Annotated in this window: 21 protein-coding genes and 1 pseudogene; 10 read left to right on the top strand and 12 right to left on the bottom strand. The window is 52.5% G+C overall.

Annotated elements, in window-relative coordinates; all coding sequences use genetic code 11:
• Positions 1 to 178: 178 nt before the first annotated feature.
• The 5 genes from rpsO to Q3O12_RS02515 all read left to right on the top strand — a co-directional run bounded on the left by rpsO (position 179) and on the right by Q3O12_RS02515 (position 5138).
• Positions 179 to 448: a 30S ribosomal protein S15 gene (gene rpsO, locus Q3O12_RS02535; protein ID WP_002217790.1), complete on the top strand. Its 270-nt coding sequence runs from the start codon at positions 179 to 181 to the stop codon at positions 446 to 448.
• A gap of 276 nt (positions 449 to 724) precedes the next feature.
• Positions 725 to 1849: an ABC transporter ATP-binding protein gene (locus Q3O12_RS02530; RefSeq protein ID WP_301669188.1), complete on the top strand. Its 1125-nt coding sequence runs from the start codon at positions 725 to 727 to the stop codon at positions 1847 to 1849.
• A gap of 15 nt (positions 1850 to 1864) precedes the next feature.
• Complete coding sequence (locus tag Q3O12_RS02525) at positions 1865 to 2830, top strand: ABC transporter permease subunit (protein WP_301669187.1); 966 nt, start codon at positions 1865 to 1867, stop codon at positions 2828 to 2830.
• On the top strand, positions 2830 to 3717 hold the full coding sequence (locus Q3O12_RS02520; RefSeq protein ID WP_003753981.1) for an ABC transporter permease subunit: 888 nt from the start codon (positions 2830 to 2832) through the stop codon (positions 3715 to 3717). Before Q3O12_RS02525 ends, Q3O12_RS02520 begins: the two co-directional genes overlap by 1 nt.
• Positions 3718 to 3842: 125 nt before the next feature.
• Positions 3843 to 5138 (top strand): NAD(P)/FAD-dependent oxidoreductase, encoded by a 1296-nt coding sequence (locus Q3O12_RS02515; RefSeq protein WP_301669328.1) that lies wholly within the window; start codon positions 3843 to 3845, stop codon positions 5136 to 5138.
• A 244-nt stretch (positions 5139 to 5382) separates the two neighbouring features.
• On the opposite strand, the gene Q3O12_RS02510 is transcribed toward Q3O12_RS02515, so the two are convergent.
• The 3 genes from Q3O12_RS02510 to ppsA form a co-directional block, all read right to left on the bottom strand.
• A complete protein-coding gene (locus tag Q3O12_RS02510; RefSeq protein ID WP_107862645.1) occupies positions 5383 to 6687 on the bottom strand; it encodes an ammonium transporter in 1305 nt (434 codons plus the stop codon).
• A gap of 581 nt (positions 6688 to 7268) precedes the next feature.
• Positions 7269 to 8528: a transcription termination factor Rho gene (gene rho / locus Q3O12_RS02505; protein ID WP_003710445.1), complete on the bottom strand. Its 1260-nt coding sequence runs from the start codon at positions 8526 to 8528 to the stop codon at positions 7269 to 7271.
• A 221-nt stretch (positions 8529 to 8749) separates the two neighbouring features.
• Entirely contained in the window at positions 8750 to 11134 is a 2385-nt protein-coding gene (ppsA, locus tag Q3O12_RS02500) for a phosphoenolpyruvate synthase (RefSeq protein ID WP_301669186.1), read from the bottom strand.
• Between the two features lie 411 nt (positions 11135 to 11545).
• Between ppsA and ppsR the strand changes: the two genes are divergently transcribed.
• Complete coding sequence (ppsR, locus tag Q3O12_RS02495; RefSeq protein ID WP_301669185.1) at positions 11546 to 12367, top strand: posphoenolpyruvate synthetase regulatory kinase/phosphorylase PpsR; 822 nt, start codon at positions 11546 to 11548, stop codon at positions 12365 to 12367.
• A gap of 63 nt (positions 12368 to 12430) precedes the next feature.
• Here ppsR and Q3O12_RS02490 read toward each other — a convergent pair whose 3' ends face one another.
• From Q3O12_RS02490 to Q3O12_RS02480, 3 genes are read right to left on the bottom strand one after another with little or no spacing between them, the layout of a single operon-like run.
• On the bottom strand, positions 12431 to 13093 hold the full coding sequence (locus Q3O12_RS02490; protein WP_301669184.1) for an HAD family hydrolase: 663 nt from the start codon (positions 13091 to 13093) through the stop codon (positions 12431 to 12433).
• A gap of 60 nt (positions 13094 to 13153) precedes the next feature.
• Entirely contained in the window at positions 13154 to 14113 is a 960-nt protein-coding gene (locus Q3O12_RS02485) for a cation diffusion facilitator family transporter (RefSeq protein ID WP_301669183.1), read from the bottom strand.
• Positions 14114 to 14157: 44 nt separating this feature from the next.
• Positions 14158 to 14985: a ferritin-like domain-containing protein gene (locus Q3O12_RS02480; protein WP_301669182.1), complete on the bottom strand. Its 828-nt coding sequence runs from the start codon at positions 14983 to 14985 to the stop codon at positions 14158 to 14160.
• Positions 14986 to 15289: 304 nt separating this feature from the next.
• On the opposite strand from Q3O12_RS02480, the gene lolA reads away from it, so the two are divergent.
• The 4 genes and pseudogenes from lolA (at position 15290) to Q3O12_RS02460 (ending at position 19104) form a co-directional block, all read left to right on the top strand.
• Positions 15290 to 15913: an outer membrane lipoprotein periplasmic chaperone LolA gene (gene lolA / locus Q3O12_RS02475; RefSeq protein ID WP_301669181.1), complete on the top strand. Its 624-nt coding sequence runs from the start codon at positions 15290 to 15292 to the stop codon at positions 15911 to 15913.
• Positions 15914 to 16190: 277 nt separating this feature from the next.
• Complete coding sequence (locus Q3O12_RS02470; RefSeq protein WP_301669180.1) at positions 16191 to 17330, top strand: polyamine ABC transporter substrate-binding protein; 1140 nt, start codon at positions 16191 to 16193, stop codon at positions 17328 to 17330.
• A gap of 94 nt (positions 17331 to 17424) precedes the next feature.
• Positions 17425 to 18527, top strand: a pseudogene (locus tag Q3O12_RS02465) (glycosyltransferase).
• Positions 18528 to 18567: 40 nt separating this feature from the next.
• Positions 18568 to 19104: a gamma carbonic anhydrase family protein gene (locus Q3O12_RS02460; RefSeq protein ID WP_301669179.1), complete on the top strand. Its 537-nt coding sequence runs from the start codon at positions 18568 to 18570 to the stop codon at positions 19102 to 19104.
• A 69-nt stretch (positions 19105 to 19173) separates the two neighbouring features.
• On the opposite strand, the gene Q3O12_RS02455 is transcribed toward Q3O12_RS02460, so the two are convergent.
• The 6 genes from Q3O12_RS02455 to pta all read right to left on the bottom strand — a co-directional run bounded on the left by Q3O12_RS02455 (position 19174) and on the right by pta (position 25123).
• Positions 19174 to 20769, bottom strand: coding sequence for a peptide chain release factor 3 (locus tag Q3O12_RS02455; protein WP_301669178.1), 1596 nt, complete (start codon positions 20767 to 20769; stop codon positions 19174 to 19176).
• Positions 20770 to 20875: 106 nt separating this feature from the next.
• Positions 20876 to 21271 carry a phosphoribosyl-AMP cyclohydrolase gene (gene hisI, locus Q3O12_RS02450; RefSeq protein ID WP_301669177.1) on the bottom strand — a complete coding sequence of 132 codons (396 nt, stop codon included), beginning with the start codon at positions 21269 to 21271 and terminating at the stop codon, positions 20876 to 20878.
• Positions 21272 to 21301: 30 nt separating this feature from the next.
• Positions 21302 to 22069 (bottom strand): imidazole glycerol phosphate synthase subunit HisF, encoded by a 768-nt coding sequence (gene hisF / locus Q3O12_RS02445; RefSeq protein WP_301669176.1) that lies wholly within the window; start codon positions 22067 to 22069, stop codon positions 21302 to 21304.
• Positions 22070 to 22081: 12 nt separating this feature from the next.
• Entirely contained in the window at positions 22082 to 22819 is a 738-nt protein-coding gene (hisA, locus tag Q3O12_RS02440) for a 1-(5-phosphoribosyl)-5-[(5-phosphoribosylamino)methylideneamino]imidazole-4-carboxamide isomerase (RefSeq protein ID WP_301669175.1), read from the bottom strand.
• A 32-nt stretch (positions 22820 to 22851) separates the two neighbouring features.
• Entirely contained in the window at positions 22852 to 23490 is a 639-nt protein-coding gene (gene hisH / locus Q3O12_RS02435; RefSeq protein ID WP_301669174.1) for an imidazole glycerol phosphate synthase subunit HisH, read from the bottom strand.
• A gap of 130 nt (positions 23491 to 23620) precedes the next feature.
• A complete protein-coding gene (gene pta / locus Q3O12_RS02430) occupies positions 23621 to 25123 on the bottom strand; it encodes a phosphate acetyltransferase (RefSeq protein WP_301669173.1) in 1503 nt (500 codons plus the stop codon).
• Positions 25124 to 25269 lie beyond the last annotated feature (146 nt).

Here is a 25269-nt window from a genome sequence, read left to right as displayed (position 1 = left end):
AGATGTCTCCGTTTTCAGACGGCATTTCGCCGACATCGTAAAATAGCGTGCAGAACAGCAAAAATTGTGTGATAATGCGCCGTTCCTGTTTCAGGAATAGGGAGTTTGCCGTTGTCTTCAGGCTTGGCAAACTTGTCTGAATCCCTATGGGGATTCTTATATTTTTGGAGTTTTCATTATGGCACTGACCGTAGAACAAAAAGCACAAATCGTTAAAGATTTCCAACGTAAAGAAGGCGACACCGGCTCTTCTGAAGTACAAGTCGCCCTGTTGACTTTCCGCATCAACGACCTGACCCCCCACTTCAAAGCCAACCCCAAAGACCACCACAGCCGTCGCGGCCTGTTGAAAATGGTCAGCCAACGCCGCCGCCTGTTGGCCTACCTGCGCCGTACCCAGCCCGATACGTATCGTGCGTTGATTACCCGCTTGGGTCTGCGTAAATAATTGCGCTTTCCGACACCGCCCAGAAAAATGGGCGGTGTTTTCTTTTCTGTTGCTTTCCGACAAGTTCAAATCCATATTTATTGCCCGAAAACCGCATAAACTAATATAATACAAAGTTCTTTGGAATCCTGTTCCATTTCATGCTGCCCGTGCGCTTCACAAGAGTTTCAGACGGCATCAGACGTTGCGACTCCCGCCAGCAATCAAACAGCTTTTTATCACCCATTCGAAAATCCGTTTTGCCGGTACTCGTCTTTTTATTGGAGTATTGCCATTATGACCGCAACCACTGCGTCTTCAGCCAAACCTTATCTGCAAATCCAAGGCTTGGTGAAAAAGTTTGGTGACAATTACGCTGTCGATAACATCGACTTGGACATTTATCAACACGAAATCTTTGCCCTTTTGGGCAGCTCCGGCAGCGGTAAATCCACGCTGCTGCGTATGCTGGCGGGTATGGAAAGCCCCAATCAGGGCAAAATCATCCTTGACGGTCAGGATATTACTAAGCTTGCACCCTACGAACGTCCCATCAATATGATGTTCCAAAGTTACGCGCTTTTTCCGCATATGACCGTAGAACAAAACATTGCCTTCGGTCTGAAACAGGACAAAATGCCTAAGGACGAAATCGCCGCGCGCGTGGAAGAAATGCTCCGCCTGGTTCAGATGACCAAGTATGCCAAGCGCAAGCCTCATCAATTGTCCGGTGGTCAGCAGCAGCGCATCGCTTTGGCACGCAGTCTGGCAAAACGTCCGAAAATTCTGCTGTTGGACGAACCCCTCGGCGCGTTGGACAAAAAATTGCGCCAACAAACCCAGCTTGAGTTGGTCAATACGCTGGAACAAGTCGGCGTAACCTGTATTATGGTTACGCACGACCAAGAAGAAGCCATGACGATGGCGACCCGCATCGCCATTATGTCCGACGGTCAGTTGCAGCAGGTCGGTACACCCAGCGATGTGTATGACTATCCCAACAGCCGCTTTACTGCCGAGTTTATCGGCGAGACCAATATTTTTGACGGTGTCGTGATTGAAGATCATGCCGACTATGCCGTCATCGAATGCAAAGGTTTAGAAAACCACGTCCGTATCGATCATGGTTTGGGCGGCCCGAGCGAGCAGGATCTTTGGGTTAGTATTCGACCAGAGGATATTGATTTATATAAAGAAAAACCTGATCATTTGGGCGATTATAACTGGGCGAAAGGCACGGTAAAAGAAATTGCCTATTTGGGCAGCTTCGCCATTTACCACATCAAACTCGCCAACGGGCGCGTCGTCAAAAGCCAAGTCCCTGCCCCTTACTGGTATGTGCGTAACATCACGCCGCCGACTTGGGAAGAAACCGTGTATATCAGCTGGCCGGAAAACCAACCGACTCCGTTGTTCCGTTGATTTAAGGGGAGTGAGATGAACCTTAAAAAACTGAAAAACAAACTGTTCCGCCGCCCGGGGCAGCGTGCGGTGATTGCCGTGCCGTATATTTGGCTTTTGGTGCTGTTTCTGATTCCGTTCGCCATCGTGCTGAAAATTAGCTTTGCCGAACAAGAAATCGCCATCCCGCCGTTTACTCCTTTAACGACGATAGATGAGGATTTGGGTCGCCTGAACATCGCCGTCAGCTATCAAAACTATGCCGATATTTTCCAAAATTTCTGGAATACCCTGAATCCCTTCGGCGATAGTGAAAACAGCAATATCTATCTGATGACCTACTGGTCTTCAATCAAAACCGCATTGATGACGACAGTGATTTGCCTGTTGGTCGGTTACCCGACTGCCTATGCGATTTCCCGCGCCAATCCTTCTGTCCGTAATGGTTTGCTGCTTGCCATTATGCTGCCCTTTTGGACATCGTTCCTGCTGCGTGTTTATGCGTGGATGGGTTTGCTCGGGCATAACGGCATCATAAACAACTTATTGATTAAGATGGGTATTATCAGTGAGCCATTAGATTTGTTCTATAATGCGTTCTCATTGAACTTGGTGATGGTTTATGCCTATCTGCCGTTTATGATTCTGCCGCTTTACACGCAGCTGGTGAAACTGGACAGCCGCCTGCTCGAAGCAGCTTCCGATTTGGGTGCGGGACCGGTCAAGTCGTTCTTGACGATTACACTGCCTCTGTCTAAAACCGGCATTATTGCAGGTTCGATGCTGGTTTTCGTCCCCGCTGTCGGCGAGTTCGTCATTCCCGAGCTGGTCGGAGGTTCGGAAAACTTGATGATTGGTAAAGTCTTGTGGCAGGCATTCTTTGATCAAAACAACTGGCCGTTGGCTTCCGCCGTCGCCGTTGTGATGGTCGCGCTGCTGGTTGTGCCGATTGCGCTGTTCCAGCATTATGAAAACCGCGAATTGGAAGAAGGAGCCAAATAATGCAGAAATCCAAATTATCTTGGTTCTTGAAACTGATGTTGGCACTGTCGCTGGCGTTTCTGTATATCCCGCTGGTCGTTTTGGTTGTCTATTCGTTTAACGAATCCAAGCTCGTTACCGTTTGGGGCGGCTTTTCGACCAAGTGGTACGGCGCATTGCTGGAAAACGACACCATCTTGGAAGCTGCTTGGTTATCGCTGCGTATTGCCGTTGTGTCTTCGCTTGCCGCCGTCGTTTTGGGTACGCTGGCGGGCTATGCGATGGCGCGTATCAAACGTTTCCGCGGCAGTACCTTGTTCGCCGGTATGATTTCCGCACCTATGGTGATGCCCGACGTGATTACCGGTCTGTCTATGCTGCTGCTGATTATTCAGGTGCAGATGTTCCTGCAAGGTAGCGAATTGCTGCAATCGCTTTATTTTGATCGAGGCTTTTTCACTATTTTCTTAGGACATACCACGCTTTGCATGGCATACATTACCGTTGTCATCCGTTCGCGTTTGGTTGAGCTTGACCAATCGCTCGAAGAAGCTGCAATGGATTTGGGTGCGCGTCCGCTGAAAATCTTTTTTGTCATCACTTTGCCTTTGATTGCCCCTGCCATCGCTTCAGGCTTTCTGCTCGGCATTACCCTGTCTTTGGATGATTTGGTGATTACCTCATTCCTGTCCGGCCCTGGTTCTTCTACATTGCCGCAGGTGATTTTCTCCAAAATCAAGCTGGGTCTTGATCCTCAGATGAATGTCTTGGCGACCATCCTGATCGGCATCATCGGAACATTGGTCATCATCGTTAATTATTGGATGATGAGGCAGGCAACCAAGCGCGACCGCGAGGCGGCAGAAGCCTACCGCCAGGAAAAACTGGCTGCCGAGAAAGCGCATTGACCGACAGGGCAGGCTGACCGCATTATCAGGTCAGCCTGTTTTCTTAAAGTAATTTCCCGTTCAGACGGCATGGTACGGCAAACCATATCATGCCGTCTGAAAATATACCTGATAAAGTAAACATAATGATTCGTCCTGATTTTCAAGAATATCTGCCTTCTTATTATTTTAGTTCGGTTAATCCGTATATTGCCCATCCGAAACTCCAATGCCGTCTGAAAGCCGGAACCTGCATTATCGGCGGCGGTTTGAGCGGTTTGTGTACCGCATTACCGCTGGCGGAACATGGACATGAAGCCGTCGTTTTGGAAGCCGCGCGTATCGGCTTCGGCGCGTCCGGCAGGAGCGGCGGTCAGGTTATCAGCGATTACGCCTGCGGTATGGAGGAAATTGAAAAACAGGTTGGTTTGGAGCGGGCACAATGGTTTTGGCAGCAGTCTTTACAGGCGGTCGAACTGGTGGACGAACGCGTCCGCAAACATGCCATTGATTGCGATTGGCAGCGCGGTTATGCCACGGTTGCCGTCCGTTCGCAGCATTGGGAAGAGTTGCAGCAGTGGCATGAACACGCCCAACGGCATTACGGTGCGAGTCATTATCAACTTTGGGATAAAGCCGAGTTGAAACAGCAGCTTGACAGCGATATGTACCAAGGGGCGCAATTCGACCCCCTGTCCGGACACCTTCATCCGCTCAATTACACGTTGAGTGTTGCCGGTGCCGCTGCCGAAGCCGGCGCGCAGATTTTCGAGCAGTCCCCGATGACGCGCATCGAACCGCATCAAAACGGTTGGCTGGTTTACACGCCCGAAGGCAGCGTCGAATGCAAAAATCTGGTGTACGCCGTCAATACCTATGCCGGTTTGAATCCGATATTCAAGCCTTTGGAGCGTAAGGCGATTGCCGTCAGCACCTTTATTATTGCGACCGAACCCTTGGGCGCGCGCGCAAAAGGGCTTATCCGCAACAATATGGCAGTATGCGACAACCGCCATATTTTGGACTACTACCGCCTCAGCGCGGACGGCAGACTGCTTTTCGGCGGTAAGGATAACGAGTTTATCGACAATCCCGCGCGTATGACCGAGCTTGTCCGCCAAGATATGCTTAAAGTTTTTCCGCAGCTTGCAGATGTCAAAATCGAATATTCGTGGGGCGGGGAGTGCGATATTACCGCCAACCTTGTTCCACATTTTGGACGTTTGGCCGAAAATGTTTTTTATGCACAAGGTTATTCCGGCCATGGTATGGCAATAACGGGTATTGCCGGTTTGGCGATTGCCGAAGCAATTTTAGGGGATGAATGCCGTCTGAAGCCGTTTGAGCAGTTGCGCCAGCCGAATATTATCCTGCAACCGTTTTTGCGCAAACTCGGTTCTTTCCTCGGCTCGAAATATTATCAGTGGAAAGACAGCCGTTAAGCGTCGCAGGCAGTATAGTGGATTAACAAAAACCAGTACAGCGTTGCCTCGCCTTAGCTCAAAGAGAACGATTCTCTAAGGTGCTGAAGCACCAAGTTAATCGGTTCCGTACTATTTGTACTGTCTGCGGCTTCGTCGCCTTGTCCTGATTTTTGTTAATCCACTATATGTTTATCCATCGGCGGCAAACGTGAAAAATGCCGTCTGAAACCCGATTTTCAGGCTTCAGACGGCATAGCCGCCCTTATTCCACGCGTTCGCCGTGGATATTCAGATCCAAGCCCTCGCGTTCGACATCCTTGCCGACGCGCAGGCCGCCGCAGATTTTCCCCACAACCTTCAAAATCGCCCAACTCATCAGCCCGCTGTATGCCGCCATAACGAACCCGTCTTTTACCTGTATCCACAACTGCTGCCAAACTGCCGCATCCCCGCCGAAAATGCGGTTGTCGAAAAAGATGCCGGTCAATATTCCGCCCACCAGCCCGCCGAATCCGTGTATGCCGAAAGCGTCCAAAGAATCATCGTAACGCAATTTGTGTTTGACGACGGTGACGGACACAAAGCACGCGGCGGCAGTCAATATACCGATGGCGGCCGCGCCCGACGGGCCGGTAAAGCCGGCGGCAGGGGTAATGCCGACCAGCCCGGAAACCGCGCCGGAAGCCAGCCCCAAAGCGGAAGGTTTGTGTCCCGCTATTTTTTCGCAGGCAAGCCAGCCTGCCGCGCCGAATACGGCCGACACCTGCGTTACCGCCATCGCCATACCCGCCGCCGCGTCTGCCGCAAGTGCCGAACCGGCGTTAAAGCCGAACCAGCCGAACCACAACATTGCCGCGCCGATCAGCGTCATCGCCATATTGTGCGGAGGCATCGCCTCGCGCCCGTAGCCTATGCGCCTGCCCAAAACCAAGGCGGCTACGAGTCCCGCGATACCGGCATTGATGTGCACCACCGTACCGCCGGCATAATCCAATACGCCGCCTTTGCTCATAAAGCCGCCGCCCCACACCCAATGCGCGCCCGGCACATAAACCAATAAAAACCATATGCCCGAAAACAGCATCATTGCCGAATATTTCATCCGTTCGGCAAACGCGCCAGTAATAATGGCGGTCGAAATAATGGCAAACGTCATCTGGAAAAACATAAATACCGGTTCGGGAACAGTCGGTGCATTAGGCGAGACGGTCAACATTTTTGCGGCAGCGTCTATCTGCATCCCGTTTAAAAATACGCGCCCCAAACCGCCGATAAAGGCATTTCCCGGCGTGAACGCCAAAGAATAGCCGACGGCGACCCAAAGAATGCCCACCAATGCCGCGATGGAAAAGCTGTGCATCATCGTCGAGAGCAGGTTTTTTTTCCGCACCATACCGCCGTAGAATAAAGCCAGTCCGGGAAGCGTCATCAACAATACCAAGGCAGCCGCAGTCATCACCCAGGCGGTATCGCCCGAATTGATGGCGGAATAAGGTTTCCACCAGTTTAATGGTTCTGCCGATAGGGATGCCGGCAGCAAAGATGCCGCCCATATGTGTTTTTTCATTTTGATTGAAGTTTCCTTAATGGTTGGATCCTGTCTTTCGGGAAGGCGGGGTCGGGGCTTGTCCGGGAGGCGCGGGGAATTGTGCCGATGTGCCGCCCTGTGTGAAACAAATCCCTTGTTTGAACGTGAAAATAGTGCATCCGATCCGTCGTATCCGTTGTCCGGCAGGAGGGTGCATCCTCAGGCGGCGCATATGGGGGCGGATGGATTGTCAACAATCTACCGTAGGAAAATATACAGAGGTTTGGAGGATAAGGCAAAATATTGTTGACAATATTTACGTTTAATAAAATTAATTTATTGATTAATATATTAAAAAATTTTAGTTATGAAATAAAAATAAAATTTATATAAGAATGGACGCGGTTTGCTGCAATCTCGAATCAAGTTCCCGCATCGGTTTTCAGTGCCGGTACGGATGCCTTAAAGCCGGCTTTGCAAAGGCTGCACATTCGGCGGGCAGATACGGACACTGCCGGCGGTTGCGCCGTTACCGCACCGGGATCGTGTGAATGAAAATGCCGTCTGAAACCCGATTTTCAGGCTTCAGACGGCATTTCGCATTAATGCGGGCGGCGCGTTTATTTTCCGCGCATCAGTTCAAAGAAATCATCATTGTTTTTAGAGGCTTTGATTTTTCCGATTAAAAATTCGGCAGCTTCGATTTCATCCATCGGGTGCAGGAATTTGCGCAGTAACCACATACGTTGCAGCTGGTCGTTCGGCACAAGCAGCTCTTCGCGGCGCGTGCCGGATTTGTTGATGTTGATGGCGGGGAAGAGGCGTTTTTCCGCCATACGGCGGTCAAGGTGCAATTCCATATTGCCGGTGCCTTTGAATTCTTCGTAAATCACATCGTCCATACGGCTACCGGTTTCAACCAATGCTGTGGCGATGATGGTCAGCGAACCGCCTTCTTCCACGTTGCGCGCCGCGCCGAAGAAACGTTTGGGGCGATGCAGTGCGTTGGCATCGACACCGCCGGTCAGGATTTTGCCCGAGGTAGGCACGACGGTGTTGTAGGCACGGGCAAGGCGAGTAATCGAATCCAGCAGGATGACCACATCTTTTTTGTGTTCTACCATACGCTTGGCTTTTTCAAGCACCATTTCGGCAACTTGGACGTGGCGTTGAGCCGGCTCGTCAAAGGTGGAGGAGACTACTTCGCCACGGACGGAGCGGCTCATTTCGGTAACTTCTTCGGGACGCTCGTCAATCAAGAGGACGATGAGCTCGACTTCAGGATAGTTTGCGGTAATGGCGTGGGCAATATTTTGCAGCATCACGGTTTTACCGCTTTTGGGCGGGGCAACTAAGAGGGCGCGTTGACCTTTGCCGATGGGGGAAATCAGGTCAATGGCACGTCCGGTAAGGTTTTCTTCGGACTTTAAGTCGCGTTCCAGTTTTAACTGTTTGGTCGGAAACAGAGGAGTTAGGTTTTCAAACAGGATTTTATGGCGGCATACTTCCGGGTGGTCGCCGTTGATGGAATCCAGTCTGACCAGGGCAAAATAGCGTTCGTTGTCTTTGGGGACGCGCACGCTGCCTTCGATGGTGTCGCCCGTATGTAGGTTGAAGCGTCGGATTTGGGTGGGTGAGACATATATGTCATCAGGACCCGCAAGATAGGAGGTATCCGCACTTCGGAGGAAACCGAAACCGTCGGGCAGGATTTCGAGTGTGCCGGAGCAGGTAAAACTCTCGCCTTTTTTCATCATTTGACGGACGATGGCAAAAACCAAGTCTTGCTTGCGGAAACGGTTGGCATTTTCGATAGCGTGTTCTTCTGCCAACTCTAAAAGTTTGGAAATGTGCAGGGTTTGTAATTCAGAGACGTGCATAATAATGATATATAGAAGAGGAAAAGACGGGCGGATGCCGTCTGAAAGAAGAAGCGGACCGTTGCCGGTTGCTCGGGGAAGGGGGAATTGTAGGCAGTCGGCGTGCAGGTGTCAAATATTATCTCAGGCGGGTTAGCCTTTATCGGCAGGATATATCGCTTGAGTAAAGTCGTTTGGAAAAATACCCCCGAGCTTTTCAGGCTTGGGGGTATGGGGATTGATTATTTGTTCAATTCATCAGCCAAATACAGCCAGGTTTCGATGACGGTATCCGGATTCAGGGAAACGCTCTCTATGCCTTCTTCTACCAGCCATTTGGCAAAGTCCGGATGGTCTGACGGACCTTGACCGCAAATACCGACGTATTTGTTTTGTTTGCGGCAGGCGGAGATTGCCAAGTGCAACATTACTTTAACGGCAGGGTTGCGTTCGTCGAAGGATTCGGACACCAAGCCGCTGTCGCGGTCGAGGCCGAGGGTCAATTGGGTCATGTCGTTCGAGCCGATGGAGAAGCCGTCGAAGTATTGCAGGAATTGTTCCGCCAATACCGCGTTGCTCGGCAGTTCGCACATCATAATCAGGCGCAGGCCGTTTTTGCCGCGTTCCAAGCCGTTTTCTTTCAATGCCTTAACCACTGCTTCGGCTTCGCCCAAAGTGCGGACGAACGGAATCATGATTTCGACGTTGGTCAGACCCATTTCGTCGCGGACGCGTTTCAAGGCTTTGCATTCCAAGGCGAAACAGTCTTTGAAGCTCTCGGCAACATAACGCGCCGCACCGCGGAAGCCCAACATCGGGTTTTCTTCATGCGGTTCGTATACGCTGCCGCCGACCAGGTTGGCGTATTCGTTGGATTTGAAGTCGGACATACGGACGATGGTTTTACGCGGATAAACCGATGCGGCCAATGTCGCCACGCCTTCGGCGATTTTATCGACGTAGAAGTCGACAGGGGACGCGTAGCCGGCGATGCGGCGGGTAATTTCCGCTTTCAATTCGTCGTCTTGTTTGTCAAATTCCAACAAGGCTTTGGGGTGGATACCGATTTGGCGGTTGATGATAAATTCCATACGCGCCAAGCCGATGCCTTCGCTCGGCAGATTGGCAAAGCTGAATGCAAGCTCGGGGTTACCGACGTTCATCATTACTTTTACAGGTGCTTTAGGCATGTTGTCCAAAGCAACATCGGTAATTTGTACGTCCAGCAGGCCGGAGTAGATAAAGCCGGTATCGCCTTCGGCACAGGATACGGTCACTTCTTGACCGTTTTTCAGCAATTCGGTTGCATTGCCGCAGCCGACAACGGCAGGAATACCTAATTCACGCGCGATGATGGCGGCGTGGCAGGTGCGGCCGCCGCGGTTGGTAACGATGGCGGAAGCACGTTTCATCACCGGTTCCCAATCCGGGTCGGTCATATCGGTAACGAGTACGTCGCCGGCTTCGACGGAATCCATCTCGGAAGCATCTTTAATCAGGCGCACCTTGCCCTGACCGACTTTCTGACCGATGGCGCGGCCTTCGCACAAGACGGTTTTTTCGCCGTTGATGGAAAAGCGGCGTAGGTTGCGGCTGCCTTCTTCCTGGGATTTGACGGTTTCGGGACGGGCTTGCAGGATGTAGAGTTTGCCGTCCAAGCCGTCACGGCCCCACTCGATGTCCATCGGACGGCCGTAGTGTTTTTCGATGGTCAGCGCGTAGTGTGCCAACTCGGTGATTTCTTCGTCGGTAATGGAGAAGCGGTTGCGGTCTTCCTCGGGGACATCGACGTTGGTTACCGATTTGCCGGCTTCTGCTTTGTCGGTAAAAATCATTTTGATGTGTTTCGAACCCATGGTTTTACGCAGGATGGCAGGTTTGCCTGCTTTCAGTGTGGGTTTGAATACATAGAATTCGTCGGGGTTGACCGCGCCTTGTACGACGTTTTCACCCAGACCGTAAGAGGAGGTAACAAAGACGACTTGGTCGTAGCCGGATTCGGTGTCGAGGGTGAACATCACACCTGATGCGCCGCTGTCGGAACGCACCATACGCTGCACGCCGGCGGACAGGGCGACGATGTCATGTTCGAAGCCTTTATGGACGCGGTAGGAAATGGCGCGGTCGTTGTACAGGGAGGCGAATACATGGTGCATCGCTTCTTTAACGTTTTCCAAGCCGTTGATGTTCAAGAAGGTTTCCTGTTGCCCAGCGAATGATGCGTCCGGCAGGTCTTCGGCGGTTGCGGAAGAGCGTACGGCAACGGAAATGTCCGCACCGCCGGCATCGGCAACCATTTTGTTCCATGCCGCTTCGATTTCGGCATCGAGCTGTTCGGGGAAGGGCGTGTCCAAAATCCATTGGCGGATTTCTTTGCCGACGCGTGCCAGTTCGGCAACGTCTTCGACATCCAATTTTGCCAGTGCGGCGGAAATGCGTTCGCTCAGACCGTTGTGTGCGAGGAATGCGCGGTAGGCATCGGCCGTGGTGGCAAAGCCGCCGGGGACGCGCACGCCTTTTTCGGTCAGCTGACTGATCATTTCGCCCAGCGAGGCGTTTTTACCGCCCACGCGTTCAACATCTGTCATACGCAGGTTTTCAAACCAGATTACGTAGTTGTCGGCCATTTGTGTGTCCAATCCAAAATATGTTAAAAAAGAAACAAATCCGCTTGCTTATTTTAAGCGATTCGTTCCTCTGCTGTCATGTGTTTTATCCGTTTTAAAATCATGATGCCGTCTGAAAAATTGCGGTTTCGGCGTGTGTAGCGGTTTGAAACTTGCAGCCGGTATGTTTCCTTTTTTGGGTATTTTCTTTGTAAAACAGATGGTTTGAATAGGTTAATGTTTTTTCTGTTTGATTTTCTTGTTTATTTTTTAAAATTTTCTGCCAAAAAATACTTTATATAAATAATTTTATTTCAAAACTATATTGTGTCTGTTTTGGTGTAATCCGAGGTAGGCGTGCTGCGGGTGCTTTCCTTGTGTCTGCCGCTGCTGTTATGATGGGGTTTTAAACCTGTGTTTTAAGGATGGAAGATGAGCAGTCCGCGCCATGTGTTTTACATTTCCGACCGTACCGGTCTGACTGCCGAGAATATCGGCGAGGCTTTGCTGAACCAGTTTGGCAATCTGTCGTTCAAACGCCATACGCACCCGTTTGTCGATACGCCGGAAAAGGCGCGCGCGGTGGTGGAGAAGGTCAATCGGAGCCGGCAGGAAAACGGTCAGCGTCCGATTGCGTTTGTCAGCGTGGTCAATGACGAAATCCGTGAAATCATCAAACAGGCAGACGCTTTCCACATCAATTTTTTTGAAACCTTCCTCGGGCTTTTGGAAAAGGAACTCAACACCGAGGCGGTTGCCGCCGAACAGGGGCATCACAGTATCGGTAATACGAAGCGTTATGATGCGCGTATGGAGGCGGTGAATTTCTCATTGAACCACGACGACGGGGTCAGCGATAAGAACCTTCAGGAAGCGGATGTAATCTTGATGGGTGTATCGCGTTCAGGCAAAACGCCGACCTGCCTGTATTTGGCGTTGCAATACGGCATCCGGGCAGCCAACTATCCGTTGATTCCCGATGATTTGGAATCCAGTGATTTGCCGCGTATGGTCAAACCTTACAAAGACAAGTTGTTCGGCCTCACCATTCAGCCCGAACGCCTGCAGGCCATCCGCCAAGAACGCCGCCCGAATTCAACTTATGCCAAAATCGATACATGCCGCAGCGAGGTGGCAGACGCGCAGAGTATGTTCAGACGGCATGGGATTCCGTTTGCGAATACGACGGATAAATCGGTGGAAGAGCTTGCTGTGCACATCCTTCAGGCGTGCAAGTTGAAGCGTAGGTTCTGATGTGGTGTCGAGGTTGTACCGAAATGCGGGAAATGCCGTCTGAAAGGTTTTCAGACGGCATTTTTACATCTGTTTTTTGGTAAGGCAGCCGATTAGTTCGATCGGTGTGGCGATGCGGTAGTCGGGTTGCCATGAGTCGGTATTGTCTTCATCTGAGATGTAGCCCCATTCGGCGAGGACGGTTTTCATGCCGGCATTGCGGCCTGCTTGGATGTCGCGTTCGGCATCACCGACGTAAAGGGCGTGTTGAGGATTGATTTGGATTTGTTCGCACGCATACAGCATGGGTTTGACGCTGGGCTTGGGTTCGCCGCAGGTGTCGCCGCTGACGACGACGGCGGGTGGGATGATGAAGCCGAGTTTGGGGACGAGTTTGTCGGTGAAGCGCATGGGTTTGTTGGTGATGATGCCCCATTTGATGCCGCGTTGGTCGAGTTCGGCAATGAGTTCGTTCACGCCGTCAAAGAGCTCGGTGTCTTGGGCGTAGCGGCTGTCGTATTCGTCGAGGTATTCGGTGCGCCATTGGGCGTAGTCGGGGTGGTCGAGGGTGATGCCTGCACCGAGTTTGAGCAGTCCTGCCGCGCCGTGGCTGGCTTGGGTGCGGATTTCGTTCATGCTTTTTTCGGGCAGTCCGTGGCGGTTGAGCAGGGTATTGAGTGCGCCGCCGAGGTCTAGGGCGGTGTCGGCGAGCGTGCCGTCGAGGTCGAACAATACGGCTTGTATCATGTGTTTTCCTTTGGTTTTTTGGTGGGGTCGTCTGAAAAGGGTTTCAGACGACCTTTGGGTTTAGTGGTGGTGATGGTGCGCGTTATCGGTCTCGTTGGCACACAAGACGCTGTCGGGATGCGGGTGGTGTTCGCTTTCGATTTGGATGGTGCAGTGTCCGATGTTTTTGTGGGACAACTCGTGTTCGATGCGGTAGGCGATTTGTTCGGATTCGGCAACGGTCATGCTGCCGTCCACGACGATGTGGCAGGATAGGACGTTGATATTGCTGGTAATCGTCCAGACGTGTAAGTCGTGGACGGATTTGACGCCGTCGGTGTTGCGGATGACGGCGAGCAGGTCGTCGGTGTGGATGTTTTCCGGTGCGCCTTCCATCAGGATGTGCAGCGTTTGTTTGAGCAGGCTCCAGCCGCTGCGTCCGACCAGCGCGGCAACGAACACGCTGGCGAGCGGATCCGCCCATTTCCAGCCGAACGCCATCATGAGTACGGCGGCGGCAATCGCGCCGATTGAGCCGAGAAGGTCGCTTAAAACGTGCAGATACGCGCCGCGCATGTTGACGTTGGCTTCTGTGTCGCTGTTTTTCAGCATATAAACCGCCACGCCGATGTTGACCAGCAGCCCGACGACGCTGATGACGAGCATCCCCAGCGTGGCGATTTCGGGCGGATAAAGCAGGCGTTTGACGGCTTCGTAGAAAATCAGCACGGCGATGACCACCAGCGACAAGCCGTTGAACATAGCGGTGAGGATTTCGAAACGTTTGTAGCCGAAGGTCTTTTGCAGCGTGGTTTCTTTTTCGCCGAGTTTGAACGCCCACAATGCCACGCCCAAGGAAAATGCGTCGCTGAACATATGCCCTGCGTCGGAAAGCAGCGCGAGCGAGTGGGTCAGCCAGCCGCCGACCGCCTCCAGCAGCATAAAGGCGGCGATGATGATGAACGACACGCGCAATACTTTTTTGTTGGCAGTATGCGTGTGGGCGTGTGCGTGATGATGGTGTTCGTGATGGTGAGACATAACGTTCCTCAACAGAGGCCGTCTGAAAATCCGGATTCAGGGTTTCAGACGACCTTTTTGCCTTGTTTCAAACCCTGCTCGAAATCTTCCAACATATCCAATTCGAAGCGGCTGAAGCCTGCTTTTTCGCGCGCTTCGATGTTCACATAGCCGCGGAAGATAAACATATCGTAACGGGCAATCAGACTGCGGAACAGGGTGACAGGTTCCAAACCGCGTTCGCGGCAGAGGTACTGATACCAATGGTTGCCGATGGCGACATGGCCCACTTCATCGCGGTAAATGATGTCCAACACGCCGCAGGTTTCCGAATCGCCGCGCTGTTCCACCTTCGCGCGTATCCCCGGCGTAACGTCCAGCCCGCGCGCTTCCAACACGCGCGGCACCAACGCCATGCGCAACAGCGGGTCGTAGGCGGTTTTATACGCCATGTCCCACAAATGGTTGTGCGCCTCGAAATCGCCGTAATCAAAGCCGAAAGCGCGCAGCCTTTCGCGCATCAGGCGGAAGTGGTACACCTCTTCTTTCGCCACCCGCACCCAGTCGCGCACAAACTGAAACGGCAGCGTGCGGAAACGGTATGCCGCGTCCAAAGCCAGATTGATGGCGTTGAACTCGATATGAGCAATCGCATGCAGCATCGCCGCATAGCCTTCGGTCGTGTTCATCTTGCGCGGCGTCAGTTGCGACGGCGCGACCAAAACAGGCTTCGGCGGCCGTCCCGCGTGGCGGAAGTCCAGTGGCGCAGCGTTTGCTTCAGCACCGTCCATGTTCTGAACGGCGGCAAACGCCTCATCCGTCAGCCGTCCTTTTTCATCGGGGTCGTCTGAAAGCAGGGCAAGTTCCAGCAAAGCATAGATATCAGGTTTCATTCCAAGTCTGCCGTTTTTCGGAAAACAAACATTATAGCGTTTAAAAAAAACAATATAAGGAATATAATCTTTACAATTTGGCGTTGCGCGTCAAAAACCATTAAATACCACAGTTTGCACAGTCGGCATACATTAAAGAATTGTGAAACCCGATTGTCTTTTCCGCAGGAAAAAATCCCGAATCTTCAAAAAATTAGCCCTTGGAAAACACTGTTTGCAAAATGTAAACCGCCCATAAGCGGCTTGCATTGTTATTTTGTAACATCGATACTGGGCGCCACATCCCTTCCAACAAGGAAAAATAATGATGAAACAACGCAACCTGCTTAAATTCCTCGCTGCTTGCTCCCTGAGCGCAACCATTGGTTTCGCACAGGCAGGCGCAGTGGATGCACTCAAGAAATTCAACAACGACGCCGACGGTATCAGCGGCAGCTTCACCCAAACCGTCCAAAGCAAAAAGAAAACCCAAACCGCGCACGGCACGTTCAAAATCCTGCGCCCGGGCCTCTTCAAATGGGAATACACTTCGCCCTACAAACAGACTATTGTCGGCGACGGTCAAACCGTTTGGCTCTACGATGTCGATTTGGCACAAGTGACTAAGTCGTCCCAAGACCAGGCTATAGGCGGCAGCCCCGCCGCCATCCTGTCGAACAAAACCGCCCTCGAAAGCAGCTACACGCTGAAAGAGGACGGTTCGTCCAACGGCATCGATTATGTGCTGGCAACGCCCAAACGCAACAATGCCGGCTACCAATACATCCGCATCGGCTTCAAAGGCGGCAGCCTCGCCGCCATGCAGCTTAAAGACAGCTTCGGCAACCAAACCTCCGTCAGCTTCGGCAGCCTGAACACCAAGCCCGGCCTTTCGCGCGGCGCGTTCAAGTTTACCCCGCCCAAAGGCGTGGACGTGTTGAGCAACTGATTTGCCGTTTTGAAAAATGCCGTCTGAAATGCACACCGTCCGTTTCAGACGGCATTTTCACGCAGGCGGAACAATGTCCCCCATTACCGCCCGATTGTGCGCCGGAACGGCAAACCCGTGAAAATTAACGGTTGCGCCCCGGCTGTTTTTGCCGTTTAATGCAAACCTTGCTGCACCAAGGGCCAAGAAAGCCGACCGGCCGCCCCCACAGCTTCCGATGCAGGCGGCCCGGCCGTCCCTGCAATGTTTTTTATTTTTGAACGAAAGGTCGAAAACCATGAAAAAAACACTGGTGGCGGCGGCAATCCTGAGCCTCGCCTTGACTGCGTGCGGCGGCGGAAGCAATACCGCCGCCCAAGCCCCCTCCGCCAAGCCCGAAGCCGAACAATCGGGCAAACTCAACATCTACAACTGGTCGGATTATGTCGATCCCGAAACCGTTGCCGCCTTTGAAAAAGAAACCGGCATCAAGACGCGTTCCGATTATTACGACAGCAACGAAACACTGGAGGCAAAAGTCCTGACCGGCAAATCCGGCTATGACCTGACCGCGCCGTCCATCGCCAACGTCGGCCGGCAAATCAAAGCGGGCGCGTATCAGAAAATCGACAAGGTGCAAATCCCCCATTACGGCAACATCGATAAAGATTTGCTGAAAATGATGGAAGCCGTCGATCCGGGCAACGAATACGCCGTCCCCTATTTCTGGGGCATCAACACCTTGGCAATCAACACGCGGCAGGTGAAAAAGGCATTGGGTACGGACAAGCTGCCCGAAAACGAATGGGATTTGGTGTTCAACCCCGAATACACCGCCAAACTCAAATCCTGCGGCATCAGCTATTTCGACAGCGCAATCGAACAGATTCCCTTGGCGTTGCACTATTTGGGCAAAGACCCCAACAGTGAAAATCCCGAAGACATCAAAGCCGCCGTCGATATGATGAAAGCCGTCCGGGGCGACGTGAAACGCTTCAGCTCTTCCGGCTATATCGACGATATGGCGGCGGGCAACCTGTGTGCCGCCATCGGTTACGGCGGCGATTTGAACATTGCCAAAACCCGTGCCGAAGAAGCCGCAAACGGCGTGGAAATCAAAGTATTGACCCCGAAAACCGGCGTGGGCGTGTGGGTGGATTCCTTTATGATTCCGCGCGACGCGCAAAACGTTGCCAACGCCCACCGCTATATCGATTACACGCTCCGGCCCGAGGTGGCGGCGAAAAACGGCAGCTTCGTTACCTACGCGCCCGCCAGCCGTCCCGCGCGTGATTTGATGGAAGCCAAATACACAAACGATTCATCGATTTTCCCGACCAAAGAACTTATGGAAAAAAGTTTCATCGTATCTCCCAAATCCTCAGAATCCGCCAAATTGGGCGTGAAGCTGTGGCAAGGGCTCAAAGCGGGCAAATAACCGCAACCCCTGCCGTCTGAAACCTTTCGGGCGGCAGGAAACGGCGTGTCCGCATTAAGTCAGGATTAGGATTATTTAGGATAATAATATGGATATGGATTTAAGTATCGTAGTTCCCATTTATAATGTCGAAAGTTATTTGGAAGCGTGTTTAAGTTCCATAGAACCTATATTAAGTAATGAAAATGTCGAACTTATCCTTGTGAATGACGGGTCAAAAGACGGAAGTGAAGATATATGTCATAAATATATAGATAAAATATCAAACAACAAACAACAAACAACAAACAACAAACAACAAACAACAAACAACAAACAACAAACAACAAACAACAAACAACAAACACCGGACACCAAATATCAAATATCAAATATCAAATATCAAATATCAAATATCAAATATCAAATATCAAATATATATATCAGGATAACCAAGGATTGTCGGAGGCGAGAAATACCGGAATAAAAAATTCAAACGGAAAATATATAGCATTTATTGATTCGGATGATTTTATTAACTATCAGATTTTGCTGGATTTTCTTGGTAAAGATGATAGTGATATGCCGGATGTGGTTTTTTTAAATGCAGTTAAATATGATAAGGGAAGTGTTTCACATTTTGGCGAAGATTATCAGCCTGAAAAAATACTCAATCAACCCAAAGTCGAAGTTTTGAAAGGATTATGCCGATTTAGAAAATTTCCAGGTTCGGCATGGAATAAGATTATAAAAAGAGAATTGATTATTAGAGAAAAACTGTTTTTTGAAAAGGGAATTTATTCTGAAGATATCGAATGGTCAATGAGGTTATTTAATGCGGCAACAACTTTTTCTTATTTGGACGGTTGTTATTACTATTATCGGCAGGGAAGAAAAGATTCTATTACGGGAACTGTTTCGGAAAAAAGTATAAAGTCATTATTATATATTTTGGAGAAAAATGCGGAAATGGAATTTAATAGGGATATATCAAGTTATCTTTATTCTTTTCTTTCCTACGAATATCTCGTTTTGCTTTTTATAATGACGAGTAAAAATATAGCGTGTGATTCTGATATAAAAAGAAGGGCGTATCATTTAAGGTTTATGCTGTTAAGGTCCAATAAGTTGATATATAAGCTGATATTCCCGATAATCACATTATTCGGTGTAGATATTACAGGCCGGATTTTAAAAGCAATCAGAGGGAATATTTAATAAATTCCTTAACAATATATACCTTGCCAAAGGAGGAAAAATGACCGCAATCCGCAAATTTTTGGAACACGCGCCCCAAATTCACGAAAGCTGCATGATAGACGAAGCCTGCGTCGTCATCGGCGAAGTGTCGCTTGCCGAAGATGTTTCCGTGTGGCCGTGCGCCGTGTTGCGCGGCGATGTGAACAGCATTACCGTCGGCGCGCGCAGCAATATACAGGACGGCAGCGTCCTGCACGTTTCCCACAAAACCGCCGCCAAACCCGAGGGCTCGCCGCTGGTTATCGGCGAAGACGTTACCGTGGGACACAAAGTGATGCTGCACGGCTGCCGAATTGGCAACCGCGTCTTGGTCGGTATGGGCAGCACCGTTTTGGACGATGCCGTGATTGAGGACGAAGTGATGATCGGTGCGGGCAGCCTCGTTCCGCCGCGCAAACGCTTGGCGGGCGGCTACCTTTATATCGGTTCGCCGGTTAGACAAGTGCGCGTGCTGACCGATGAGGAAAAAGCCTTTTTGAAGTATTCCGCCGCGCATTATGTAAGGTTGTCGAAACAATACCGACAAGTGGAATAAGATTTTGGGTTGAATAAACATGCCGTCTGAAATTTTGGGTTTCAGACGGCATGTTTGTTTTCTGTTACCTTACAGCTTCACCGAATGCTCGCGCGTTTCGTGGAACACGATGTCCGGCCAGCGTTCTTGCGTGAGTCCCAGATTCACGCGGTTAGGCGCGAGGTAGGCGAGGTTGCCGCCTGCGTCTATCGACAGATTGCCTGCATTGGCTTTTTCAAACTCCGCCAGCTTTTTCTTGTCTTCGCACGATACCCAGCGTGCCGACCAGATGGATGCGCTGTCGAACACGGCTTCTACGCCGTATTCGTTGGCCAGCCGCGAGGTAACGACTTCAAATTGCAACACGCCAACCGCGCCCAAAATCAAATCTGCGCCGCTCATCGGTTTGAAAACCTGTACCGCGCCTTCTTCGCCGAGTTGTTGCAGGCCTTTTTGCAGTTGCTTGATTTTCAGCGGGTTTTTGATGCAGACGCTGCGAAATAGTTCGGGCGCGAAGAATGGGATGCCGGTAAACGCCAGTTGTTCGCCTTCGGAGAAGCTGTCGCCGATTTGGATGTTGCCGTGGTTCGGGATACCGATGATGTCTCCGGCGTAGGCTTCTTCCACCAGCTCGCGGTCGTGCGACATGAAGGTTACCACGCTGGAGGCGGCGATTTCGCGGTTGATGCGCAGGTGTTTCATCTTCATGCCGCGCTCGAATTTGCCGGAGCAGACGCGCAAAAAGGCGATACGGTCGCGGTGTTTCGGGTCCATATTGGCTTGGATTTTGAAGATAAATCCGGAGAACTTCGGCTCGTTCGGCTCGACCATGCGTACGGTTGCATCGCGCGGTTTCGGCGCGGGCGCCCATTCAATCAATGAATTGAGGATTTCCTGAATACCGAAGTTGTTAATCGCAGAGCCGAAGAACACGGGCGTGAGTTCACCGGCGAGGAATTCGTCGAGATTAAACTCGTTGGAAGCCGCTTGCACCAATTCGATTTCGTCGCGCAACTGCTGGATTTCCAACGGAAAGCGTTGTTCCAATTCGGGATTGTCGATGCCTTTGATGATGTCGAACTCGTGCGGCAGGCGTTCGCCGCCCGCTTCAAAGAGATAGATTTCGTCGTTCAGGATGTGGTACACGCCTTTGAAGTTTTTGCCCATACCGATCGGCCAGGTAACGGGCGCGCAGCGGATTTGCAGGATGTTTTCCACTTCGTCCAAAAGTTCCAAAGAATCGCGCACTTCGCGGTCGTATTTGTTCATAAACGTAACAATCGGCGTATCGCGCAGGCGGCAGACGTTTAAGAGCTTGATGGTTTGCGCTTCCACGCCTTTTGCCGCGTCGATGACCATCAAGGCACTGTCCACGGCAGTTAAAACGCGGTAGGTGTCTTCGGAGAAGTCTTGGTGTCCCGGCGTGTCCAAGAGGTTGACGGTGTGGTCTTTGTAATCGAACTGCATCACGCTTGATGCCACGGAAATGCCGCGCTGCTTTTCGATGTCCATCCAGTCGGAGGTGGCGAATTTGCCGGTTTTTTTGCCTTTTACCGTACCCGCGCTCTGAATCGCGCCCGAAAACAGCAACAGCTTTTCGGTCAGCGTGGTTTTACCCGCGTCGGGGTGGGAGATGATGGCAAACGTGCGGCGGCGGCGCACTTGGTCGAGGATTTCTTGGGACATGGTTTTCTTTGCAAAAAGGTTCAGGCCGCTTTTCAGACGGCCCGGACAGTGTTTGAGACGGCGAAATTGTACAAAAAAATGCCTGATAATTCAATGTTGGAGGCGGTCAGTGCGTGCTGCCGTAAATCTCTTTTTCGTCTTTCAGGACGGCATCGGCGGTTTCCCACGCGCCGCCGCGCCAGACTTTGTAAAAGCAGCTTTCTCGCCCGGTGTGGCAGGCGATGCCGCCGTTTTGGGCGACGAGCATCACAATGGCGTCGCCGTCGCAGTCGAGGCGCAGTTCGCGGACTTTTTGCGTGTGTCCCGACTCTTCGCCCTTCATCCATTGTTTTTGGCGCGAACGGCTGTAATAGTGGGCAAAGCCGGTTTCGACGGTTTTTTGCAGGGCTTCGGCGTTCATCCACGCCACCATTAAAACACGTTTGGTTTCGGCATCTTGGGCGATGGCGCAAACCAAACCTTTTTCGTCAAATTTGACGGCTTCAAGCAGGTTTTTATCCATATTTCCTTTCAGACGGCATAGTTGGGGCGGTCAGAGGCGCACTTCGATGCCGGCTTCGCGCATAGCGCGTTTGGCTTCGCGGATGGAGATTTCCCCGAAATGGAAAATGCCGGCGGCAAGTACGGCATCGGCTTTGCCTTCGGTTATGCCTTCAATCAGGTGCCGGACATTGCCGACCCCGCCGGAGGCGATGACGGGGATGTCGACGGCTTCGGCAACGGCGCAGGTCAGCGGCAGGTTGAAACCCTGTTTCGTCCCGTCCCTGTCCATACCTGTGAGCAGGATTTCGCCCGCGCCGCGTTTTTGCATTTCGACCGCCCATTCCACCGCATCCAAACCGGTCGGATTGCGCCCGCCGTGGGTAAAGATTTCCCAGCGTGTGTTTTCGGGGTTGACGGCTTTGGCATCGACGGCGGCGACGATGGCTTGCGAACCGAAAAATCCGGCGGCTTCGTCAATCAGGTGGGGACGGGTAACGGCGGCGGTGTTGATGCTGACTTTGTCCGCGCCGGCATTGAGCAGGCGGCGGATGTCGGCAACGGTGCGTACGCCGCCGCCGACGGTCAGCGGAATGAAGACTTGTCCGGCAACTTCTTCGATGATGTGCAGGATGGTATCGCGGTTGTCGGATGAGGCGGTGATGTCGAGGAAGGTCAATTCGTCCGCGCCTTCGCCGTTGTAGCGTTTGGCGGTTTCGACGGGGTCGCCCGCGTCGCGCAAACCGATGAAGTTCACGCCTTTGACGACGCGCCCGTCTTTTACGTCGAGACAGGGGATGATGCGTTTTGCCAGTGCCATAATCGGATGCCTTTAGTCGAGGGAATCTGCCAGTTGCTGCGCTTGGGCAAAATCGATGCTGCCCTCGTAAATCGCGCGGCCGGTAATCGCGCCTGCTACGCCACGTTTTTCGGCGGCACACAGGGCGCGGATGTCGTCCAAGCCGGTCAGTCCGCCGGAGGCGATGACGGGAATGCGGACGGCTTGGGCGAGTTTGACCGTCGCGTCGATGTTCACGCCGCTCATCATACCGTCGCGCCCGATGTCGGTGTAGATGATGCTGTTGACACCGTCGTCTTCAAAGCGTTTTGCCAAATCAATTACATGATGCCCGGTTACGGTTGCCCAGCCGTCGATGGCGGCCATACCGTCTTTGGCATCCAGCCCGACGATAATCCTGCCGGGGAAGGCTTTGCACGCCTCGCGCACGAAGTCGGGGTTTTTGACTGCCGCCGTGCCGATAATCACGTCGTTCAGGCCCAAATCCAAATATTGTCCGATGGTTTTCAAATCGCGTATGCCGCCGCCGAGCTGTACGGGGATGTCTTTGGCGACGGCGGCAAGGATGTCTTTGATGGCGGGCAGGTTTTGCGGAACGCCGGCAAACGCGCCGTTCAAATCTACCAGATGCAGGCGGCGCGCGCCCTGTTTGAACCAGTGCAGCGCGGTTTCGGAGGGCGAATCGGAAAAGACGGTCGCCTCTTCCATCAGCCCTTGTTTCAGGCGGACGCAGCGTCCTTCTTTCAAATCGATGGCGGGTATCAGCAGCATAATTTTTCTCCTTGTTCGGGGGTGTGTCCGGCTTACCAGTTTAAAAAGTTTTTCAACATCGTCAGCCCGGCATCGTGGCTTTTTTCGGTGTGAAATTGCGTGGCGAATACGTTGTCTTTGCCGACGATGCAGGCAAACGGGGACGGGTAGTCGCTTTCGCCCAATATGGTTTCGGGATTTTCGGGGTCGAAATAGTAGCTGTGGACGAAGTAAAAACGCGTGTCTTGGGGAATATCTTTAAACAGCGGGTGGTTTTTGGTTTGGCGCACGGTGTTCCAGCCCATATGCGGGACTTTCAGACGGCATCCCTGCCGGTCGCGGAGGTCGCGGGCAAAGCGTCTGACTTTGCCGCCGAACCAGCCCAAGCCGTCGGTGTTTCCTTCTTCGCTGTGGTCGAATAAAAGTTGCGCACCGACGCAGATTCCGAAAAACGGTTTGTTTTTTAAGGCATCTTTGACTGCCTCGTCCAAGCCGCCGCGCTTCAGTGCCGCCATACAGTCGGGCATCGCGCCCTGCCCGGGAAAAATGACTTTGTCGGCGCGGGACACGCGGTCGGGGTCGCCGCTTAAAAAGATTTCGGTATTTTTTCCGGCAAGCTGCCCCGCCGTCCGGACGGATTTCAATACGGAATGCAGGTTGCCCATACCGTAATCGATAATGGCGGTTTGCATGGCTTCCTCCTCTTTTTTTGCAATATGGCTGCGATTTTAACAAACAAATGTGCCGTGCTGATAAAAATGCCGTCTGAAAACGGGAATCTGTCTTCAGACGGCATAGGGTTCAAACCCGGAAAGCCGTTTGTCAGCCTTCCATTTGTTTTGCCTGAACGGCAGTCAGGGCGATGGTGAACACGATGTCTTCCACCAGCGCGCCGCGCGACAGGTCGTTGACCGGTTTGCGCAGGCCTTGCAGCAGCGGGCCGACGCTCAAGACGTTGGCACTGCGTTGGACGGCTTTGTAGGTGCAGTTGCCGGTGTTCAGGTCGGGGAAGACCAAAACGGTTGCCTGTCCTGCCACCGGGCTGCCCGGGGCTTTCGATTTGCCCACGCCCGGTACGGTTGCCGCATCATATTGCAGCGGGCCGTCGATGGCGAGGTCGGGGCGTTTTTCCCGGGCAAGTTTGGTTGCTTCGATGACGGTATCGACATCGGGGCCGCTGCCGGAGTTGATCGTAGAGTAGGAAATCATGGCCACTTTCGGGTCGATGCCGAAGGCTTTTGCGGAATCGGCAGACTGGATGGCGATGTCGGCAAGCTGTTGTGCGGTCGGGTTCGGATTAACCGCGCAGTCGCCGAATACCAGAACCTGATTCGGCAGCAGCATAAAGAATACGCTGGATACGAGGCTTGCGCCCGGTGCGGTTTTAATCAGTTGCAAAGCGGGGCGGATGGTGTTGGCGGTGGTGTGAACCGCACCGGATACCAGACCGTCCACATCGTTTTGCGCCATCATCATTGTACCGAGTACCACGGTATCTTGCAGTTGCTTGCGCGCGTCTTCGGGTGTCAGGCCTTTGGATTTGCGCAGTTCGCACATCGGCTCGACGTATTGTTCGACCAATGAGGCGGGATTGACGATTTCCAAAGAGTCCGGCAGGCTGATGCCGCGCTCTTTGGCAACGGCTTCGACTTCTTCGCGTTTGGCAAGCAGGACGCAGCGGGCAATGCCTTTTTCGTGGCAGATGGCGGCGGCTTGGACGGTGCGGGGTTCTGCGCCTTCAGGCAGGACGATGCGTTTGTCGGCTTGGCGGGCGAAGTCGATCAGGTTGTAGCGGAATTGGGCGGGCGAAAGGCGTTTAGTTTGTCGGTTTGCCAATACGGATACGTCTTTCAGCGCGTCGCTCGAACCGAAGAAGGTCAGGCCGGTTTTTTCGGCTGCCGCTTCGGCAACGGAGGCTGCCGCACCGTCGATAATAAAACCTTCCAATACGCCCGGCGCGGTGGCAAAGAACTGTTTGGCAAGGTTCAGCCGGTGCGCCAGTTCGTCTGCATCGGTGTTGTCGGAACGGACGGCAAAGACGGCTGCCGCATCAAGGGACAATGCCAGTTCGACGTTTTTGCCTGCGAGGTAGATTTTGTCGGCATCGGGCGCGATGCCTTCGATGACGAGGTTGGCGGCATCGAGTGCGGCAACTTTGCCGACCAGTGCGTCGAACCAGTCGTCGCTTTTGCCTTGCGCGAGCAGGGTTTCGGCGGTTGCGTCAACGGCTTGGAAAATTTGTGCGTCCAGTGCTTTTGCAAAGGCTTGTGCGGCGGCGGAGGCGTTCAGTCCGGCAGATACGGGTACGATGAGTACTTTTGCCATAATATATCCTTTCGTATGCTGCGGTGTGCGGCATATGTGGTTGGAAGTGTTGGGATTTGAGGGGAAATGTCGGGATAGGCTATTTCCCGTCCGGTTTGCGCAAACAGGTGTTTTCTGTTTTGGGGCGGCAGCCGGTTTTACGCTGC

The organism is Neisseria benedictiae, from assembly GCF_958267435.1.
GTDB classification, from domain to species: Bacteria; Pseudomonadota; Gammaproteobacteria; order Burkholderiales; family Neisseriaceae; genus Neisseria; species Neisseria bergeri.
The sequence above is the reverse complement of the archived record's forward strand: the minus strand, read 5'-3'. Positions and strand labels throughout refer to the sequence as shown.